This window comes from Shewanella oncorhynchi (assembly GCF_012584455.1).
Lineage (GTDB): Bacteria > Pseudomonadota > Gammaproteobacteria > Enterobacterales > Shewanellaceae > Shewanella > Shewanella oncorhynchi.
In genome coordinates this window covers 129,848-149,500 of sequence record NZ_JABAEB010000005.1, presented here as the reverse complement: position 1 = coordinate 149,500, position 19,653 = coordinate 129,848, and the positions used below count along the sequence as shown (strand labels likewise).

At 45.2% G+C, this 19,653-nt stretch carries 21 protein-coding genes; 8 read left to right on the top strand and 13 right to left on the bottom strand.

Annotation, left to right across the window (positions count from 1 at the left end):
• Positions 1-55 precede the first annotated feature (55 nt).
• From HGO26_RS09445 to HGO26_RS09405, 9 genes are all read right to left on the bottom strand, one after another.
• Positions 56-826, bottom strand: coding sequence for an ABC transporter permease (locus tag HGO26_RS09445; RefSeq protein WP_168824795.1), 771 nt, complete (start codon positions 824-826; stop codon positions 56-58).
• Positions 823-1,761: an ABC transporter ATP-binding protein gene (locus HGO26_RS09440; protein WP_168824792.1), complete on the bottom strand. Its 939-nt coding sequence runs from the start codon at positions 1,759-1,761 to the stop codon at positions 823-825. Before HGO26_RS09440 ends, HGO26_RS09445 begins: the two co-directional genes overlap by 4 nt.
• Positions 1,762-1,964: 203 nt before the next feature.
• Positions 1,965-2,495, bottom strand: a complete 531-nt coding sequence (gene hpt / locus HGO26_RS09435) for a hypoxanthine phosphoribosyltransferase (protein ID WP_011845844.1) — start codon at positions 2,493-2,495, stop codon at positions 1,965-1,967.
• A gap of 7 nt (positions 2,496-2,502) precedes the next feature.
• The gene (locus HGO26_RS09430) at positions 2,503-3,162 is read right to left on the bottom strand and encodes a flavin prenyltransferase UbiX (RefSeq protein ID WP_028761725.1); all 660 of its coding nucleotides are present in this window, start codon (positions 3,160-3,162) and stop codon (positions 2,503-2,505) included.
• A 1-nt stretch (position 3,163) separates the two neighbouring features.
• Positions 3,164-4,558, bottom strand: coding sequence for a UDP-N-acetylmuramate:L-alanyl-gamma-D-glutamyl-meso-diaminopimelate ligase (gene mpl / locus HGO26_RS09425; protein ID WP_168824790.1), 1,395 nt, complete (start codon positions 4,556-4,558; stop codon positions 3,164-3,166).
• A gap of 198 nt (positions 4,559-4,756) precedes the next feature.
• The gene (locus HGO26_RS09420; RefSeq protein ID WP_006080282.1) at positions 4,757-5,380 is read right to left on the bottom strand and encodes a hypothetical protein; all 624 of its coding nucleotides are present in this window, start codon (positions 5,378-5,380) and stop codon (positions 4,757-4,759) included.
• Positions 5,381-5,549: 169 nt separating this feature from the next.
• Positions 5,550-6,416 carry a sterol desaturase family protein gene (locus HGO26_RS09415; protein ID WP_168824788.1) on the bottom strand — a complete coding sequence of 289 codons (867 nt, stop codon included), beginning with the start codon at positions 6,414-6,416 and terminating at the stop codon, positions 5,550-5,552.
• Between the two features lie 131 nt (positions 6,417-6,547).
• On the bottom strand, positions 6,548-7,579 hold the full coding sequence (locus tag HGO26_RS09410; RefSeq protein WP_168824786.1) for a DUF2804 domain-containing protein: 1,032 nt from the start codon (positions 7,577-7,579) through the stop codon (positions 6,548-6,550).
• A gap of 215 nt (positions 7,580-7,794) precedes the next feature.
• Positions 7,795-8,319, bottom strand: a complete 525-nt coding sequence (locus HGO26_RS09405) for a porin family protein (RefSeq protein WP_425596657.1) — start codon at positions 8,317-8,319, stop codon at positions 7,795-7,797.
• Between the two features lie 227 nt (positions 8,320-8,546).
• On the opposite strand from HGO26_RS09405, the gene HGO26_RS09400 reads away from it, so the two are divergent.
• The 4 genes from HGO26_RS09400 to HGO26_RS09385 all read left to right on the top strand — a co-directional run bounded on the left by HGO26_RS09400 (position 8,547) and on the right by HGO26_RS09385 (position 11,820).
• Complete coding sequence (locus HGO26_RS09400) at positions 8,547-9,113, top strand: YajG family lipoprotein (RefSeq protein WP_105250136.1); 567 nt, start codon at positions 8,547-8,549, stop codon at positions 9,111-9,113.
• Positions 9,114-9,142: 29 nt separating this feature from the next.
• The gene (locus tag HGO26_RS09395; RefSeq protein WP_168824782.1) at positions 9,143-9,727 is read left to right on the top strand and encodes a peptidylprolyl isomerase; all 585 of its coding nucleotides are present in this window, start codon (positions 9,143-9,145) and stop codon (positions 9,725-9,727) included.
• A gap of 73 nt (positions 9,728-9,800) precedes the next feature.
• Positions 9,801-10,121 carry a hypothetical protein gene (locus HGO26_RS09390; RefSeq protein ID WP_028761869.1) on the top strand — a complete coding sequence of 107 codons (321 nt, stop codon included), beginning with the start codon at positions 9,801-9,803 and terminating at the stop codon, positions 10,119-10,121.
• 283 nt (positions 10,122-10,404) lie between these two features.
• On the top strand, positions 10,405-11,820 hold the full coding sequence (locus HGO26_RS09385) for an AmpG family muropeptide MFS transporter (protein WP_168824780.1): 1,416 nt from the start codon (positions 10,405-10,407) through the stop codon (positions 11,818-11,820).
• Positions 11,821-11,926: 106 nt separating this feature from the next.
• On the opposite strand, the gene HGO26_RS09380 is transcribed toward HGO26_RS09385, so the two are convergent.
• Entirely contained in the window at positions 11,927-12,412 is a 486-nt protein-coding gene (locus tag HGO26_RS09380) for a YajQ family cyclic di-GMP-binding protein (RefSeq protein ID WP_168824777.1), read from the bottom strand.
• A 163-nt stretch (positions 12,413-12,575) separates the two neighbouring features.
• Here HGO26_RS09380 and HGO26_RS09375 point away from each other — a divergent pair, with 163 nt between their 5' ends.
• The 4 genes from HGO26_RS09375 to HGO26_RS09360 all read left to right on the top strand — a co-directional run bounded on the left by HGO26_RS09375 (position 12,576) and on the right by HGO26_RS09360 (position 15,944).
• Positions 12,576-12,938 carry a VanZ family protein gene (locus HGO26_RS09375; protein WP_168824775.1) on the top strand — a complete coding sequence of 121 codons (363 nt, stop codon included), beginning with the start codon at positions 12,576-12,578 and terminating at the stop codon, positions 12,936-12,938.
• Between the two features lie 68 nt (positions 12,939-13,006).
• On the top strand, positions 13,007-13,945 hold the full coding sequence (locus tag HGO26_RS09370) for a 2-dehydropantoate 2-reductase (protein WP_168825070.1): 939 nt from the start codon (positions 13,007-13,009) through the stop codon (positions 13,943-13,945).
• A gap of 350 nt (positions 13,946-14,295) precedes the next feature.
• Positions 14,296-14,634, top strand: a complete 339-nt coding sequence (locus HGO26_RS09365) for a P-II family nitrogen regulator (protein WP_105250140.1) — start codon at positions 14,296-14,298, stop codon at positions 14,632-14,634.
• The gene (locus HGO26_RS09360; RefSeq protein ID WP_168824773.1) at positions 14,631-15,944 is read left to right on the top strand and encodes an ammonium transporter; all 1,314 of its coding nucleotides are present in this window, start codon (positions 14,631-14,633) and stop codon (positions 15,942-15,944) included. The genes HGO26_RS09365 and HGO26_RS09360 overlap by 4 nt, the downstream gene beginning before the upstream one ends.
• Before the next feature lie 89 nt (positions 15,945-16,033).
• Here HGO26_RS09360 and HGO26_RS09355 read toward each other — a convergent pair whose 3' ends face one another.
• From HGO26_RS09355 to kdsA, 3 genes are all read right to left on the bottom strand, one after another.
• Positions 16,034-17,554, bottom strand: a complete 1,521-nt coding sequence (locus HGO26_RS09355) for an EAL domain-containing protein (RefSeq protein ID WP_168824771.1) — start codon at positions 17,552-17,554, stop codon at positions 16,034-16,036.
• 160 nt (positions 17,555-17,714) lie between these two features.
• On the bottom strand, positions 17,715-18,587 hold the full coding sequence (locus HGO26_RS09350) for a DMT family transporter (RefSeq protein ID WP_168824769.1): 873 nt from the start codon (positions 18,585-18,587) through the stop codon (positions 17,715-17,717).
• A gap of 188 nt (positions 18,588-18,775) precedes the next feature.
• Entirely contained in the window at positions 18,776-19,624 is an 849-nt protein-coding gene (kdsA, locus tag HGO26_RS09345) for a 3-deoxy-8-phosphooctulonate synthase (protein WP_105250144.1), read from the bottom strand.
• Positions 19,625-19,653 lie beyond the last annotated feature (29 nt).

Here is a 19,653-nt window from a genome sequence, read left to right as displayed (position 1 = left end):
CTAAAAAGGGAGCCTTAATGGCTCCCTTTTTCTATTACGCTCTAAAGAAATATGTCTAGGAACGCAGGCCGATTCCGCGCGAGACTAAGTAATACGCTAAGGTCCAAAGTGTGACACAGAAACCGATCATAATGGCGATGGACAATGGCACGCTGATGTCGGCGAAGCCTAAAAAGCCATAGCGGAACACGTTGATCATATAGACCACAGGATTGAGTGCCGACACACCTTGCCAGAAAGGGGGCAAGAGTGACAGGGAGTAAAATACGCCGCCAAGGTAGGTTAATGGGGTGAGCACAAAGGTAGGGATGATACTGATATCATCAAAACTCTTTGCAAAAACAGCGTTGATTAATCCACCCAGTGAAAATAACACTGAGGTTAAAAACACTGTCATTACCACTAAACCGGCATGATGCAAGCTAATGTCGACGAAGAACATGGCCACAAGCGTCACTATTAGGCCGACACACAAACCGCGCGCCACGCCGCCACCAACATAGCCAGCAATCAACACATAATGGGGCACAGGAGCCACCATCAGCTCTTCTAAATTACGCTGAAACTTAGCACTGTAGAATGAGCTCGCCACGTTCGAGTAAGAGTTAGTGATCACCGACATCATGATCAAACCTGGGGCGATAAACTCCATATAAGATACGCCGCCTATTTCTCCAATCCGGCTGCCGATTAAGTTACCAAAAATCAAAAAATACAAGGTCATGGTAATCGCCGGCGGGACTAAGGTCTGGATCCAAATTCGCGTAAAACGATTAATCTCTTTACTTAAAATACTTTTAAAGGCAATAAAGTAGAGCTGATTCATGCTGAGGCTCCCTGAGTTTTCTTCACGAGTTCGACGAAGAGTTCTTCTAACCGATTAGACTTGTTACGCATCGATAGCACTTCAATATTGGCTGCGCTCAATTGGCTAAAGACATCGTTAAGATTATGCTCTTTCGCTACATCCACCTCTAAGGTATGAGAGTCGGTTAAGCGACAAGCCATGCCATCGAGCACGGGGGCCGTTCCAGTATCGCGACGAAGATCGAGAATAAAAGTCTCCATATTCAGCTTACTCAGCAACGCCTTCATGCTAGTGCATTCCACTAAAATACCTTTATCGATAATGCCGATATTACGGCAAAGCATTTCCGCTTCTTCAAGGTAATGAGTGGTCAGGATGATCGTCACGCCCTGCTGGTTTATTTGTTTAAGAAACTCCCACATAGAGCGGCGCAGTTCAATATCCACACCTGCGGTAGGTTCATCTAAAATCAATAATTTAGGTTCGTGCATCAGGGCGCGCGCAATCATTAACCGTCGCTTCATCCCGCCGGATAATTCCCGCGAAGGGCTATTGCGCTTTTCCCACAGATCCAGTTGGCTTAAGTATTTTTGGGCACGCTCAAGGGCGATAGGTTTTGGCACACCATAGTAACCCGCTTGATTCACCACAATTTGCAGCACGGTTTCAAACTGGTTGAAGTTAAACTCTTGTGGCACTAAACCAATGCAGAGTTTGGCGTGTTCTAGCTGCTTATCGATATCATAATCAAAGACTTTGACCGTACCTGAACTCTTCTGCACTAAGGAGCTAATAATACCAATCGTGGTGGATTTACCCGCACCATTGGGGCCGAGCAAGGCAAAGAAATCCCCTTGATTGACGGTAAGGCTCATGCCTTTGACCGCTTCGACGCCGCCTTTATAGGTTTTTTTAAGCCCTTCGAGTACCAGAGCATGGGTAATATTCGCCATATTTGTACCGATCCTTACACATTAGAAAGTAATAAGATGGTGCTAAAAAACACAATTACAATGATAGGTTGCAGAACTAAAACAAAAAATTAGCTAATTGATTGAAAAGACAATCTTTAATGATTCAATCATTAATACTTTTTATATTGCCGCAAAAAGCAAAACTCCCGCCTGTTGCGGGAGTTTTAAACTGTATCGTACACTTAATCGAGTGGTACGACTTTGGCGATATAAGGTAGATTGCGATACTGCTCGGCATAATCAATACCATAACCTACGATAAACTCATCAGGGATAGTAAAACCGATAAAATCGACCTTCACATCCACTTCTCGACGCTCAGGTTTATCCAACAGGGTGCACAGTGCAAGACTCTTAGGCTCCCGCAGTAACAACATCTCGCGCACTTTGCTTAACGTATTACCTGAGTCAATCAAGTCTTCCACAATCAATACATCGCGACCGGCGATATCTGATTGCACATCTTTCAGCACTTTCACATCCCGTGAGCTGGTCATAGCATTGCCATAACTGGAAACCGACATAAAATCGATTTCAACATGGCCTTTAATTCGGCGACACAGGTCAGCCATAAAGACCACTGAGCCTTTTAACAAGCCTACCATCAGCAGACGTTCGCTGTGGGCATAATGGGCATTGATTAGCTCTGCCATTTGATCCAATTTCTGGCTTATCTCTTCTGCAGAGATCATCACTTCGGTGGTGTGTTTCATATAAGTCTCAATTGTCGAGGTCGCGGTTAGACTGTTTGTCATAACCCCAGCGACTCGTTAATGCATGGTCAACGCCCAAATGATCGAGAATTCGAGCGACCATGAAGTCTACCAGATCTTCTACCGATTTGGGATTGTGATAAAAGCCGGGTGCAGCGGGCATAATGGTCGCGCCGAGGCGAGAAAGGCTTAACATATGCTCTAAGTGTATGGCACTAAAAGGAGTTTCCCTAGGTACTAGGATAAGTTGGCCGCGCTCTTTAATCACCACATCGGCGGCGCGTTCGAGTAAATTATTACTCATTCCGGTAGCAACTGCCGCTAACGTCCCCGTAGAGCAAGGACAAATCACCATTTGTTTAGGTGCAGCGCTACCCGATGCAGGCGGCGAAAACCACTCATCTTTGCCTAATACCACTAACTCGCCAGCAATAATCACGCCTTTTTCGTGCAGCAAAGCCAACAGCTGGGCATGGGCTTTGTCACTGTTGGCGCTTAACTGTAAGCCGTGTTCCGTCGCCAATACCACTCGAGCTGCACTGGAGATCATCAAAAACACTTGATATCCCGATACCAACAGACACTCGAGTAACTTAAGCCCATAGGGAGCACCCGAGGCACCTGTCCAAGCTAAGCTAATCGCCTTAGTCGACTTTGCGTAGGCCATCTTAGCTAACCTGCTCTACAGTTGAAGCCTGTTCTAATGCGGCCAACAGCTTCTTATGTAACCCACCAAAACCACCGTTACTCATCACCACTATGGTGTCGCCTGCTTTGGCGGTTGCTGCGACTTTGGCGACCACATCATCAATTTGATGTAACACAGTCACAGGGATCACCGCCGCTTCCATGGCTTCTTTCATATTCCAGTCGATGGTATCGGCTTGATATAAAAAGGCTTCGTCGGCTTGCATCATAGAAAAAGCTAAAGTGTCTTTATGGACACCGCTCTTCATGGTATTTGAGCGCGGCTCGAGTACCACAGTAATCTTGCTCTGCCCAACCTTAGCCCGCATGCCTTTTAACGTGGTCGCAATGGCCGTCGGATGGTGGGCAAAGTCGTCGTATACGCTCACACCATTAACGGTTCCGAGTAATTCGAGTCGACGCTTAGGTGGCATAAACTTAGCTAAAGCTTCAATTGCAGCACTCGGCTTAACGCCCACGTGGCGTGCGGCAGCAATGGCCATCATGGCGTTTTCAATATTGTGCTGACCAATCAAATCCCATTCGAGAACACCTTGGGACTCGCCATCAAAAAACACTTCAAAGCGATGGCAATCATCACTTAACGCTTTGCCATACCAACCGCTGGTCGATTCGGCTAAATGGTAGGTTTCTTGCTCACTCCAACAACCCATATCAATCGTTTGCTTAACGGCATGGGAATCGGCGGGCCAAATGATCTTGCCTTCACCAGGAACGGTGCGAATTAAGTGGTTAAACTGTTTTTGAATCGCAGCCAGATCAGCAAAAATATCGGCATGATCGAACTCAAGATTGTTGATCACTAAGGTACGCGGATGATAATGCACGAATTTCGAACGTTTATCGAAGAAGGCACTGTCGTATTCGTCGGCCTCAACGACAAAGAAAGCGGTCTTGCCTAAACGTGCCGACACACCAAAGTTTTGCGGTACGCCACCGATTAAGAACCCAGGCTCATAACCGCAATTATCTAAAATCCAGGCTAACATGCTAGATGTCGAGGTTTTACCGTGAGTGCCAGACACTGCCAGCACCCAACGCTCAGGCAAAATATGATCGGCTAAAAACTGCGGGCCAGAGGTATAAGGGATGCCAATGTTCAACACGGCTTCCACGCAAGGATTACCTCGGCTCATAGCATTACCAATGACAACTAAGTCAGGATAATGCCCTGCTTCACCCAGCTGGCTAGGATCAAAACCTTGAATAAGCTCAATGCCTTGGTCCTCTAGTTGCGTGCTCATTGGAGGATAGACATTGGCATCCGAGCCCGTCACTCTGTGCCCTTTGGCCCTAGCCAATAACGCTAGACCACCCATGAAGGTTCCACAAATTCCTAAAATATGTACGTGCATACCGCTCGCTCTGATGTGTTGAATTCACCGCCATTCTAATCCATCGAGCGACAGATTGGCAGGTAACAATCTGGGAAAAGCACAGCAATCACAAATGACAGTTTCAAAATCAGTGGATTTCACATTCGAGTTGCAGAACTGAGATTTTTAGATAACAGGTCAACTAACACAAAGCCAAAAACTGTCGCAATGGAGGTCCTAACGTAAGTCACGGTAGAGCTGAGCGTGCTGGCTACGGTGACGACTAAATAAGAATTGACGTAACGCTTCACGCTCTTCGGTTTCGGCCTGAAACTTAACGAAGGCCAGACCTTTCTCGCTACGAATAGGCTCGATATCGACGCGCATAGTCTCGCCATTGGGCAATTGTAATTGCAAATCTTTACTGCCTAACAATTGTTTAAATTGCTGCTGTGATTTAGCACGAATAGCCATGCCAGAACTAGATAGCGAGGCAACAGACCATTGCTCACCTTGATCGTGGTCGAATATCCACACATCATCGGCTTGAGTTAACCGCCAACTGCGCTCCACTCCCGAGGCATCTAGCACTTCAGGTACACCTAAAGTGGGTTGAAACTGTCCAAAGTCATCCACTTTCATCAGTAGCGGAAACCAGAGTTTATAGGGTCCGACTTCGGCCAATAAAGTGAGTTTTGCCTTGCCGAGAATCGAGGCGATAACTTGCGGCACTTCAGTTGTGACTGTGAGCACATGATTGACCAGGGGATCGTTAGTCAAGGCAGTGCCCACACGAGTCGGCGAAAAAAGTTCGCTAAAACAAGCAAGCTCCTCCGCGGATAATCGAGGTTCATCCATCATGATACGTCCTCCCAAGTTAAATTCCTTATCCCAAAAAGTACCACCAAAGTATGGGATTGTACATTTTTACACCAAAACAGTGGCAAAAAACGGAATATAGGCTAGCAAGGCTAAATTCAAGACTCTATTAGCCATTTGCGCTATTTAACTTGGAAAATGCAGTGGATTGTTATTCCTCGCTTTTTAAACTGCTGGAAGGCGGAGCAAACAAGATACGTAGTCGTTGTTTAACACTCAAACCTGTCGCTGTGACCTCTGCAAACATGTCTCGCCATTCACTAAAAGTCACTTTAAAGGGATTAAAACTATTCACTGGCTTAGTGATGCCGTAAATCACAGTCTCCACTTCGGGCTCAAAGGTACCAAACAGCTTGTCCCAAATAATCAGCACGCCAGCATAGTTTTTATCTATATATTGGGGATTACGACCGTGGTGCACCCTGTGGTGAGACGGGGTGTTGAAAACCCATTCCAGCGGTCCGAGTGATTTAATCGCTTGGGTATGCACAAAAAATTGCAATCCCAGATTGAGTAATACCACAAACACCACCCAGTTTGGATCGAAACCTATGACCACCAGCGGTAACCAAAATACCCACATGCCTGCAAAGGGATACATTAAACTCTGACGAAACGCAGTGCTAAAATTCATATTCTCAGAGCTATGGTGCACCACGTGAGCCGCCCACATCCAGCGGACTCTGTGGCTCGCCCTGTGGAACCAGTAATAACAAAAGTCCTGCGCGACCATCAAGGCAATAAAGCTCAATGGGCCCATTTCAATATCGAATAACTTCCAACCAAAAATCGCCAAATACAGCTTAGCGATCAGCAAACCAGTGAGTAAATCAGCACCTTGATGCATGGCCGCGAGGCTGAAATTACACAGCACTTCTTGGCCGCGATAACGTGCACTTAACGGTAGCCTTTGTCTTTTATCGCCAAAGTACCATTCCAGCAAAATACACACAAAAAACAAAGGTGCAAGCACCAGCAGTAACAATTCTGGGTGCTGGATCAGCGAGGCGATATCCATATAAGATCATCCTGTTCTATTTTTATTTTATGATTATTTTTATTGTTACTTTTATAAAAACTCTAACTGCATTCTATAAACCGCATTCAACGCCACAACGCAGGCAGGTGCGATCCGTTAGTCATCGTTAGCTACCAGCGGGCATAATGATCTTCGGCGAGCCCCAGAACATTATTTAACTGGTAACTGTGTCCTTGATTATCGGTAATCGTGCCGCTGAAATGACCGATGAATTGGCGGAAATTACTCTTAAGCAAGAGCAAATTACGCTTTTCACTGCGACAATTGCGCGCCGCAAACTGCAAATCCACTTGGCCATTTTGACTGTAGACTCGCCAAACCTCGGCGCCGAGTGTGGCATGGCGATCAAACTCAAATTGCACTGGCCCGAGTAAATGACGCTCGCCATTAATCCAAAAGACATTTTCAGTAGCCCCAGTTTCATTAACACCCGCCGCTAAATTAAGCCCCATAATGCCCTCATGGATCCGCGCGTTAATTGACGCCCAGCGCCAACTGGTATCACGGCGCATGTAACCCGCTGAAAAGTCATAGCCTGCTAAAGCTTGATTCAGCGGCTGCGGCTCATGACCCACAGTCAAACTACCTTTAACGGTCAAACCATTATGCTTTTGTGTGTAAGTCCAGCCGTTGTATCCAGTAGGACTACACATAGCCATAGGCAAACTTAAGGGGGCTGAGTGTAAAGTCACATCGGCTTGAATATTTTTAGTATCAATCACTAACCGCCAACCGCCCTCTACAATCTCAAAGCTTAACTGCGCCCCTTTACGGCCAATACTACTTCGGCCCTCGGCTGGCGATGGTGTCATTTGATAGCCAAACCTCAAAGGTTTTAGCCAATCAAGCTGGGTGAGTGTGTTGGTTTTTATGTCGTATAAATAACAAAAAGCACTGCCGACGTAGGCAATATCGGCAAGCGCGATGCCTAGGACATAACGCGGCGTGACCAAAGAGACAAACTGAAATTGTTTATAATCGAAATGCTTAGCCCACGCTGAAGCAGGTTTATCCATGGTATCAAAATAGGCAAAGTCCGCTAAACCTAAGGTTTTGACTATGCCATCGAAATGACCGAAATGGGGTAACCCCTTCTGATTGATCAGGTTATCTGGGGCGATTTGCGTTGCTATCGTTAACATGACTAAGCCTTACAAAAAAGACGCGGGAGCATCTATGCTCTCTCATTCTAAACATCGAATTTTTACTCTAACCTGTCCCCCATTGCATTAAAAGAGTGCAAGGACAAAATGTTGTCATTTTGTTGCCAGTCAGTATTCGGTTTAATGTTTTAAATTCCTTGTTTGTAAAACGATTAAAGCGCCTAAAGGCGCTTTAATCGTTGGATAAGGAAAGATTAGAATCGGTAACTAATACCAAAGTTGATCCCCTGTAATTCAAGCTCTTTCATCGGGATATATTGGTATTCCAAATTCAAACCGAATCCTGACTTAAATCGATATTGCCAGCCTGCAGCGCCATAAAAACCTACATCATCCGAGTCCATATCTTGTTTATCTATCTCATAGCTGACTTGAGTGTAAGCTGCGCCTAATTTGGCATACAAGCTGTTACCACGAGACAAAGCATATTCAGCGTAAGCGGCGGTTCTAACACCTTGGTAACGTAAATCTTTTATCTCACTGATGACGCTAACAAGCGCACTCGCCACCCCACCTGAACCCGCTAAATAACCCGCCTCAAACCCAAAATGCTCGTTGAGCATATAGCGGTAATATAAGTCGCTGGTTAAGGTGTCACCCGCATCATATTTACCGTTCTTAGTTTCAAATTCTTGGGTACCGTAACCTAAACTACCACCCAGTATATGGGCAGAATCGCCCGCGAGCGCATTGGAGCTCATCATGCCTGACGCCAGCATCAGGCCAACAAATAACGAAGTGAATGATATTTTTTCCATATTTAACCTGCCTTCCATGCCTTGTAACTATGCGAATAAATGATGTGAATGCACAGAAAACACGGATGTGAATAATGAGCACAAGATATTAGCAATAAAAGCTGTACCTCAACTGAATCACGGTGTTCTGTGGCATCAAAAGTGATTTCTGGTATGCTGTAGCCACTTTTACTTGTACGAGAGATCCCATGAAACGGCTATTACTGACCTTGACTTTCCCCCTGCTGTTCGCGGGCTGTGCCAGCCAAAATCCGACTCATATGGCTTTCAGCCCTCAAGTGCCCAATATCAGCCAACAAACGGCGCAACTTGTACCTATAGCTCTTGAAACGGTAGATACACGCACAGTCGATTATGTTGCTCGTTTTATTGAAGAAGGGACAAAAACACGTTTAGTTGGCCCGAGCGAACCGCCTAAACTGTTACTTGATGAAGTATTCCGCGCAGGTTTTGCTCAAGCGGGCTACCAAATCGACCCAAGCGCAACTAATTCAGTGCAAATTCAATTAGAAGAATTGCAAATGGATATCACTAAAAAGACCTTTGGCTATGAGGCAAAACACAGTGTGTTAATCGCAGTTCAAGCCAAAAACTCCACCCAAGAGCTGGTTAAACGCTATAAAGCCAAAGGCACTTTAAAAGGTCCTTTAACACCCGATTTTGCAACTTTAGAACTGGATATGAACAAATTGCTCGGCCAACTTACCGGCGAGATTCTAAACGATCCTGAGCTTAATCAGTTTCTACAAAAATAACAGCGTCAGTTTATTATAAGGAAATCAATATGCTCCGTTGGATATCAGCCCTCTTGCTCATATTTATGAGTCATCATAGCCTCGCACTCGACATTCAGGCCGATACCTTGTATCCCAGAGTCGAATTTGATACTAGCTTAGGCAAAATCGTGGTCGAGCTAGATAGAACTCGTGCACCAATCACTGTCGATAACTTTTTAACTCATGTCGTTAAAGGCGAATACGACAACACGATATTTCACCGTGTGATCAGTGACTTTGTGGTGCAAGGCGGTGGACTCACCCCTAAGTATGAAGAGTTGCCAGACGGCAAGCCGATAGTCAACGAATCAGGAAATGGCCTAACAAATAGCATGGGCACTATCGCCATGGCACGTGAAAACGAGCCGCACTCAGCCACTCGTCAGTTCTACTTTAACGTAGCCGACAACACTAAGCTCGATCCCTCTAAACGTCGTTGGGGTTATGCCGTATTTGGTGAAGTGATTGAAGGTAAAACTGTCCTCGAAGCTATGGCTGTCGTTGAGACAGGAACTAACACTAAGCTCAATTGGCCCGATGTTCCTGTTACCCCTATCATATTGAAAAAAGCCAAATTATTACCAAAACAGTAATCAAAATATAATTTCGAGCAAAAGCGCTAATTTTGCATCTATACTGTGATAGTAAACAGAAAGGAGGCAAACGATGACGGCAACTGAGTTCATCGATAATAAAGCGCCCCAACTCGCCTTCTATGGAAAAGCGTTTTTGAGTGAAGAACTCGACTTCCATGAAGTGCAACTTTACTTATGGGATACGTTAGAAGAATGGCAGCAACTGAATTCGACTGGCGAAGCGCAAACGGAAACTGAAAAAGTGTTTTGGCACTTGCTCCACAGCTTTAACAGGTGGCCTGACTGTGTGATCCGCGGTAATCAATATCTGCGTAAGCAAGTAAATGATTGCTGTGACTACCTGAGTTTAGGCGGCCGAGTGCCGCAGGGATGCATCGGGATAAGACCTTAAGTTCAGCATTCCTATCGATAAAAAATGGCCCTGTAATAGGGCCTTTTTATTTCGTAAACAAATTCCTCGTGTGTACATTATTACGCTCTCCTTACTATCAAGATCAATGCTGGCGATAAAGATAAGCGATAAACTTTTAGCTACAAGCAGTTAACTCTCGAGCCATATTCAACCATCTTATAGTGCTAAACGGGACTCCAAAGTAAAAGGAATACCATTAGCCCTTGAACCCTATGGCACCTTACCCGTAAGCTAAGCGGATTAAACACTTAGACTCATGCCTATGTCCGCAACAGGTTTTATTCAACGTACACTCGATGCCCTCAGTGTCTATTATCACAAGCGGGTTTTGATCCTGTTATTACTGGGTTTTTCTGCTGGTCTACCATTAATGCTGGTATTTTCAACGTTATCCTTTTGGTTGCGTGAAGCTGGTGTTGATCGCACTTCAATCGGTTATTTCAGCTGGATAGCCTTAGCCTATGCGTTTAAATGGGCTTGGTCACCCTTAGTCGATCGGCTTTCATTGCCGCTGCTAACTCGATTTCTAGGCCGCCGCCGTAGCTGGATGCTGTTCGCTCAGTTGTTATTGGTTGGTGCCATCTTAGGCATGTCTTTTAGTGACCCTCTCAAAGATCTCGAGCGCTTGGCACTGTTCGCATTAATGGTCGCCTTTGCCTCAGCCACTCAAGATATTGTTATTGATGCCTTTCGGATTGAATCAGCCCCAGAAAAGATGCAAGCCGCACTAGCAGCGGCCTATCAAGTGGGTTATCGCAGCGCCATGATTATCGCCACCGCAGGCGCACTCACCATAGCGGCTTGGGTTGAACCCGGTAACACGGCATACAACTTAGTGGCATGGCAAACTTCTTACCTGATTATGGCAGGATTGATGTCTGTTGGGATTTTGACCACACTTTTTAGCTGCGAACCCGAAGTCGATACCCGCGCCGCCGATGCCACTGAATTAGCGCTAAAACAACGCTTAAGTGCCCGTTATCCAAGAATTATCGCAGCGGGCATATCTTGGGTATATACGGCCAGTATTTTACCCTTTATCGACTTTTTCAAACGCTATGGCCGCAGCGCTATCCTCATCTTATTACTGATTTCTTGCTACCGGATCTCGGATATTGTGATGGGGATTATGGCGAACGTCTTTTATGTGGACATGGGATTCACTAAGGAAGAAATTGCCTATTTGAGTAAAATCTATGGCCTGATCATGACCTTAGTCGGCGCAGCCTTTGGCGGTGTTTTGTTAGCCCGCTTCGGAACTATGAAAATCCTTTTCCTCGGTGCCTTACTGGTTGCCGTAACCAATCTGCTATTTGCGTGGCAGGCAGTGATTGGCTACAACGTGCCCTTTTTAACCTTTGCTATTTCCGTGGATAACTTCAGCGCTGGGATAGCCACGGCGGCATTTATTGCCTATCTCTCGAGTCTCACTAGCAACGGCTACAGTGCAACGCAATATGCCTTACTGTCTTCGATTATGTTGCTTTTCCCTAAATTTATCGCGGGCTTCTCGGGCGCTTATGTCGACGCATTTGGCTATGTGAACTTCTTTGTCGCCGCCAGTGTTATTGGCTTTCCAGTGTTGTTTTTGGTTATCTTAGTCAACAAGTATGCGCCGCATCCAAGCACATCATTAATGGATGATGCGCAGACCAAAACAAATCCATCAGACACTTAATATCCGGCCTACTTAATAACGTTATTCAACAAAAAGCCCCCAATGCTAAGCATTGGGGGCTTTTTTATTGATGACTTTAATGCACTCAAGCGGGCATTAAAGCAAATTAGTCGCGGAAGTTATTGAATTGGAAAGGCTGACCTAATTCAGACTGGCGCATTAACGCCATAACCGCTTGTAAATCGTCACGGGCCTTACCCGTTACACGTACCGTGTCGCCTTGGATCGACGATTGTACTTTCAGCTTGCTGTCTTTAATCATCTTAACGACTTTTTTGGCGATATCAGTTTCAATCCCCTGCTTAAATTTTACTTTAAGTGAGAAAGTCTTACCGCTGTGCACAGACTTATCATCCACGTCCATAGCCGATGGCTCAACATTACGCTTGCTCAATTGGGTGCGTAAAATGTCCACTAACTGCTTACACTGGAAATCATCTTCAGCAGACAGTGTGACCACGTGATCTTTATATTCAATTTCAGCATTTTTGCCACGAAAATCAAAACGACTGCTGAGTTCACGACGAGAATTTTCTACCGCGTTACGTAATTCGACTTCGTCGACTTCAGAGACAATATCAAATGAAGGCATGGTTGCCGCCCCTTAGGTGATTGTAAATGCCCATAGTTTACCGACTCCCCGCACCAAGTTGAAGATTAACTTCACCCTAAGCAAGATAAAACTCGGGATATGGGTGACTTTAGCCACACATTTTCCTATCATTGCCCCACTCTAAGCTAATACAAACATATTTGTGATAACTAAAAACACCCTATTTAAGCTGGCTTTAGCCGTAGCCTTTGTCGTGATCAGTTATCTGGTATTTTCCAGACCAACCTATTCGCAAAGTATTCCGAATATCGACAAGGTAGGCCATCTTGGGAGCTTTTTTTTCCTCTCCTATCTCACCTATCTTGCTTTCAAACCTAAGTGGTATTGGTTATCTCTCACACTGGCAAGCTACGCCATTTTAATTGAGTTAGTGCAATCACGTTTGCCCTACCGTAGCGCTTCTGTGGGTGACGTTATTGCCGACTTTTCGGGTATTGCACTGTTTTACTTTTGCAATTGGGCCTATGGCAAATACTTCCGCGCAGCGCAATTGCGAGAAGATTAACTCAGGCGCTTCAAACTGGTACTGATGACCTATACCTTAAGGCTACACATATGGCTCATGCTGTGAACATAAATCGCGTGGTGGATATTGCGATTTTAGGTGCTGGTGCCGTTGGGCAGCTTATTTGCCACCAACTGACTACAGCGGGCATGGGTGTTGCTCTTATCGGCCGCGATTTAATTGTATCTATACAGCAGACACTTAGCGTCACTCCATTAGCGCCGGCCAATGATAATCAACAGAAAACACACGCACTCCAGTATTCTGTGCCTATCTTAGCGGCCAATGCGCTCGATAATATCCGCCTCGTGATTGTCTGCGTCAAAGCCTATCAAGTGCTCGATGCACTTTTACCCTTACTTAACCAACTGCCCAGACAATGCCATATTTTGTTATTACACAATGGCATGGGACCTCATTTAGCCCTAGCGCCGCTAATTGATGCGCAAGCTGATGGCAGAGGGCTAAGCCTAGGGACAACTTCCCAAGGGGTGTTACGTCAAGCCAGTTGGCAAATTAGGCAAACTGGACAAGGGCTAACTCAATTTGGGCATTTTGCAGGTACAGAGCTCACTGAGCATTATCGCAATGCTTTACTGACGGCTATCCCCAACAGTGAATGGGTGGATGCCATCGTGCCTTGTCTATGGCAGAAACTCGCCGTTAATGCAGCGATTAATCCGCTTACAGCACTATATCAATGTCCTAATGGCACACTCGCCGAGCCAGATTTTAGTGACATGATTAAAGGCATTCTCGACGAGTTAGTCACGGTTGCCACACTCGAGGGCGTGCATCTCGATAAACAATTGTTACACGACAGGGTCTATCAGGTGATCCGCCTCACTGCGGGGAATTTCTCATCGATGCACCAAGATATTGCACACCAAAGACGAACTGAAATAGACCAAATTAATGGTTATATCTGTGAGCGTGCACAAGCGCACGGTTTAAGTGCACCAGTTAATGCTGACCTCTGGGCGCGCGTCAAACAGCTAGAAGCTTAAGCAAGAAAACTCACATCACAAAACTAAATATAACATTATGTTTAATTGATATAATTTTTAATTTTTTGCTAAATCCTCACTTTTTATTTACCGCATTAAAACGCGAATTACCCTAGCGCCATACTCACTCGACTTTTGCTGCACTCATGCTAGTCAAGCAAATTTACCTTGCACCAACAATACGCACCAAATCAGGGCAGGTTAACTTTGCTTTGCACTGTTTTGCACCAAAATTTTAAGCTATTTCGGTGCATTTCAATGTTAACGCAATGATAATAAATGCTTTATCTATATGGCCTAATTCCTGCTTTATTCCAATAAATTGAGTCTGCAGCTTGTTGGAGAGAAAATTGAAACTGGTCACCGCAATCATTAAACCATTCAAATTAGACGATGTACGTGAAGCTTTAACCCAGCTCAGCGTCCATGGCATGACAGTCACTGAAGTACGCGGTTTTGGCCGCCAAAAGGGCCATACGGAATTGTATCGTGGTGCTGAATATGCAGTGGACTTTTTACCTAAGATTAAACTCGAAGTTGCCATTCATTCCGATCAAGAAGATGCCGTTATTGATGCCATTATTGCTGCAGCCCATACGGGCAAAGTGGGTGATGGCAAAATCTTTGTGACTTCGTTAGAACAAGTGGTGCGCATTCGCACTTCGGAAGAAGGAGTTGATGCCCTATGATGCTAGTGAGCTTCAGACTCAGTATTAAATACCTATTGATATTATTCAGTATATTGGCGACGAATGCCGTCGCCGATGATGGTCAATTTAGCGCTGCAAATACGGCGTGGATCTTAAGCTCATCCGCATTAGTGTTGTTGATGACACTGCCAGGATTAGCCTTGTTTTACGGCGGTTTAGTTCGCAGTAAAAACGTGCTTTCAATATTGATGCAATGCTTCTCTATTGCCGCCCTAGTGTCAGTTTTATGGTTCGGGCTAGGTTATTCACTCGCATTCGACACAGGTAACAGTTTCATCGGTGGCTTAGACAAAGCACTACTGTCAGGTATTGGTCGCGATAGTCTTAGCGGGGATATTCCCGAGCCGCTGTTTATGCTATTTCAAATGACCTTTGCCATCATAACGCCAGCTTTAATCATCGGTGGTTTTGCCGAGCGAATGAAGTTTTCAGCTGTGCTTATCTTTTCAGGTGCTTGGTTATTACTGGTTTATGCGCCGATCACCCACTGGGTTTGGGGCGGTGGCTGGTTAGCACAGCTAGGACTGTATGATTTCGCAGGCGGAACCGTGGTGCATATCACCGCAGGGGTTGCTGCGCTCGTAGCCGCTAAAGTGCTAGGTCCACGCAAAGGATTTTTAAACTCAGCCATTATGCCGCACAACCTGACAATGACTGTCACAGGTGCGGGCATGCTGTGGGTGGGTTGGTTCGGTTTTAACGGTGGCAGTGCGCTCGGCGCTAATGGCACCGCAGCCATGGCGATTCTAGCCACTCATCTCGCCGCTTCTATGGGCGCGATGACATGGGCGGCAATTGAGTGGATTAAGTTTGGTAAACCCAGCGCCCTTGGCATAGTCACAGGTATGGTAGCGGGCTTAGGCACTATCACTCCCGCCTCAGGTTATGTTGGCCCAGCAGGCGCCTTAGTCATAGGTTTACTCGGTGGAATCGTGTGTTTTTACTCAACGGTTTATATCAAACAGAAACTTAAAATCGATGACTCCTTAGACGTTTTCCCCGTACACGGTGTCGGCGGTATTCTCGGAACTCTTTTGGCAGGAGTCTTTAGCTCGACCCAATTAGGCGTTTTCAGCGGCTACGGTTTTGCGACGATGAACAACACTATGATAGACCAACTTGGGGTACAGATTATCGGGGTTGCGGCGATATTTACTTATACTGCGGTGGTCACTTGGTTGCTGTTTGTGATCATCCGTAAGCTACTTGGCGGCCTTCGCGTCAGCACAGAACAAGAAGTTAACGGCTTAGATTTATCGGAACACGAAGAAACGGGTTATAGTCTTTAATCAGAACCTCGAGCCAGAACCTTTAGTTAAGACAGTTCAATAGCCATAAGGGCACCAAGGCGCCCTGATGGCTGACTTACATCATGATGCTACTTTTTGAAATGTTCGACTAACCATAACTTTAAATCCGCCAGCTTCATCGGCTTAGCAAAGAGATAACCTTGTAAAAAATGGACTTGGCGACTGGTCAAATAGTCCGCCTGCTCCTGCGTTTCAACCCCTTCAGCCACCACCACATAATTCATCTTGTGGGAGAGCTCGATAATGGTATCGAGCACGTGGGAAGTCACAGAGTCCTGCCCTATGGTATCGATGAAGCATTTGTCGATTTTCAAGTAATCCAATGGCATGGTTTGTAACAAAGATAAGGTTGTTTGCCCAGTACCAAAGTCATCGATAGCCACTAAAATCCCCAACTGGCGTAAGCTTTCAATGCGCTGGCAAATATCCGGCGTTAATAATTGCCGTTCGGTGATTTCGATTAAAGGCTTAACGCCAATACGATCCAAAGAATCCCGCAGATGAATAAATTTCGACTCGATATCATCTTGGGTGAAATGCTCTGGCGCCACGTTGAACGCGACTCTAAAGCCCGATTCAACCCTCATATTAGCAAAATCTTTTAATGCCTTTTCGAAGATATAATTGGTCAATGGAACAATCAACTTGCTCTCTTCGGCGATAGGAATAAACAAATCAGGCCGTACTAAGCCCATTTGTGGGTGCTGCCAACGCACTAATGCCTCGACTCCTTTGGCCTTACCGTCCTCAGCACAGATCACAGGTTGATAAACCAAAAAGAACTCTTCGTTCTCTATCCCGCTACGAATATCATCAGCAAGGGAGTGACGAGATAACCGTGAATAGAGCACAAACAAGATAGAACCCGTAATCAAAATAATACTAAAGGGTAATGAGATAGCAAAAAATATCCAAAAAAAATGCCTAAAAAAAGCAGGTGACATTTCTAGTAACACCGAAAAACGATGATCCTCAGAATCTAAAGTCATTACCTCATTTTTGATAAACTCGAGTGATTCAGGAATCGTTTTACCATTGATGGATAAAGCGACATTGATAACTGCGCTAGGAAACACATCGGGCTGTACAAAGGAATCTAATAAATATTGTCCTTCAATAATGACAGCAGCACCGTGTTTAGATTTAGGGTCCCATTTAGATGACACTATCGCGGGCACCTCAGGCATAAAAGGCGTGCCCGTAATAATAAACTGGTTAGATATTTCAAGATTTTCGGTAGCACTAACAATGCTCAGGGGAGTATCAATATCACCGGTTTTAGAAGAGCAATAAACATGTTGTGAATCATATATTAAAGCCGAGCGAAAGTAGGGTTGGAACAACATATAGTTGTATAACTCTTGACACTCAGAATCCTTCAATGCCAATGCATAATGGCTGATTTCATTAGCATGGGACACCAAAGTATCAATATGACTCACATAAATAGCCCCCACACCTTTGACTTTATCTTCAACAAAATACTGTGCAGAAAGATAACTTGCGACAGCAGCAATTCCAATTGGAAACAATATGACTGCCAGCCATTGCCATAATGACAGATTTAATTTTGCTAACTTTTTTCGCATATATCCTTAACTCGCACAGCGCTCGGTTAAAAATGGTATCAAAATCTATGGAGCAAGACGTGTGTATATTTGTATCTCAGCGAATGTTTGCTTGATATAAACACACTGAATCGAGTTCTATTTTAGTCTAAAAAACCATCACACCTTCTATTAATTTAGTCTATTCCCACATCACCAAAATAGCGGCGATAGCGATCAAGACTAACCCTAGCATATCTTTTATCTTTACTTTTTCCTTCAGCCAAAAGGTGGCAATCAAGATCATAAAGAAAACTTCAACTTGACCTAAAGTTTTAACATAGGGCACAGCCTGCAACGACATAGCACTAAACCAACCGATAGAACCTAAACAACTGGCGATGCTTGTCAGTAAAGTCAACTTAGGTCGTTGCCATAATGCTATCAGCGTAAATTCATCCTTAAGCAACAAATAACTGACTAACAGCAAAGTTTGTAGGCCTATCACAAATAGCAACACCCAAGCTGCGCTATGGGGGAAACCAATATTCAAACATAAACTCGCTTCTCGTACCCAAAGCGATGTCAGCGCAAACGAAGTACCACAGGCTAAACCAATCAATACCGTATTGAGCGACAGACTTCGCAGGCCTTGTTTGGCACTAATGAGAAAAATTGCCACACCACCCAACAACACTCCCGACCAACCTAAAAGGGATAAATGCGTCCCAAAAAACACTGTGCCTAACACTGCCGCGACCACAGCTTCACTCTTGGCTAGCCCGGCACCAACGGCAAAGTTCTGTTGCTTGAACAATTTCACCATCAAGCCCGTCGCGAGGATTTGCATCGCCGATGCTCCGAGAATAAAACCGATAAAACGGTCGCTAAAATCGGGGATTCCGACATCCTGCCAAAGATATAAGCTCGCCAGATACACGGCGGCAATCGGCCCAGCCCAAATAAAACGCGCTAAGGTCACGCCCGCAACACTCACTTCTTTACTCAGCTGGCTTTGAAACGCATTACGCCAAGCCTGCATAAATGCCGCCAGCAAAGTGAGTAAGATCCACATAAAGGTATTCCGTAAAGAATCTGGTCGGCTATAAAAACAAGATTGTTAGGCAAAGCCCATCATAAAACATTAATGTTTCAGATAGCTACGGGGCTATACCAATCACATTCCTCAACTGAAAAACAAAAGCCCCGAACGAGTCGAGGCTTTGGGATTAAGTCACTAATTCATTAAGTCTTAGCTTGAGATTACTTACTGGTATCGATTGGCTCGAAGGATTTCACCAAATCGTCGATCGCTTTCATTTGCTTCAGATAATTTTCTAACTGATGTAAAGGCAGCGCACATGGGCCATCACACTTAGCGTTATCAGGATCGGGGTGCGCCTCAATAAATAGACCCGCTAAACCCAGCGCCATACCACTGCGCGCTAACTCGGTTGCCTGTGCGCGACGTCCACCCGCTGAATCTGCACGACCACCAGGGCGTTGCAGCGCATGGGTCGCATCGAAAATCACCGGATAGCCAGATTGCTTCATCTCGTCCATACCCAACATATCAACGACTAAGTTGTTATATCCAAAGCTTGAACCACGTTCACACAGGATGATCTCGTCATTACCCGCTTCGTTAAACTTAGTGATGATATGGCGCATTTCATGTGGTGCTAAAAACTGTGGCTTTTTCACATTGATGATAGCGCCAGTTTTTGCCATCGCGACAACCAAATCTGTCTGGCGGGCTAGAAATGCAGGTAACTGAATAATATCAACTACTTCTGCCACTGGCGCACACTGATGCACTTCATGCACGTCGGTGATCAAAGGTAAATTAAAGGTCTTTTTAATCTCTTCAAAAATCTTTAAGCCTTCCTCCATACCTGGACCGCGGTAAGAGTTAATCGAAGAACGATTCGCCTTATCAAAAGACGCCTTAAATATATAAGGGATCCCCAGCTTTTGAGTCACTTCGGCGTAGGTTTCAGCAATCGACATAGCGAGATCGCGAGACTCAAGCACGTTCATGCCACCAAACAACACGAAAGGTTTATCGTTGGCAATCTCGATTGAACCTAGGTTTATGATTTTATTACTCATCGCAACTTCTCTCTAAAATGCTGGAACCT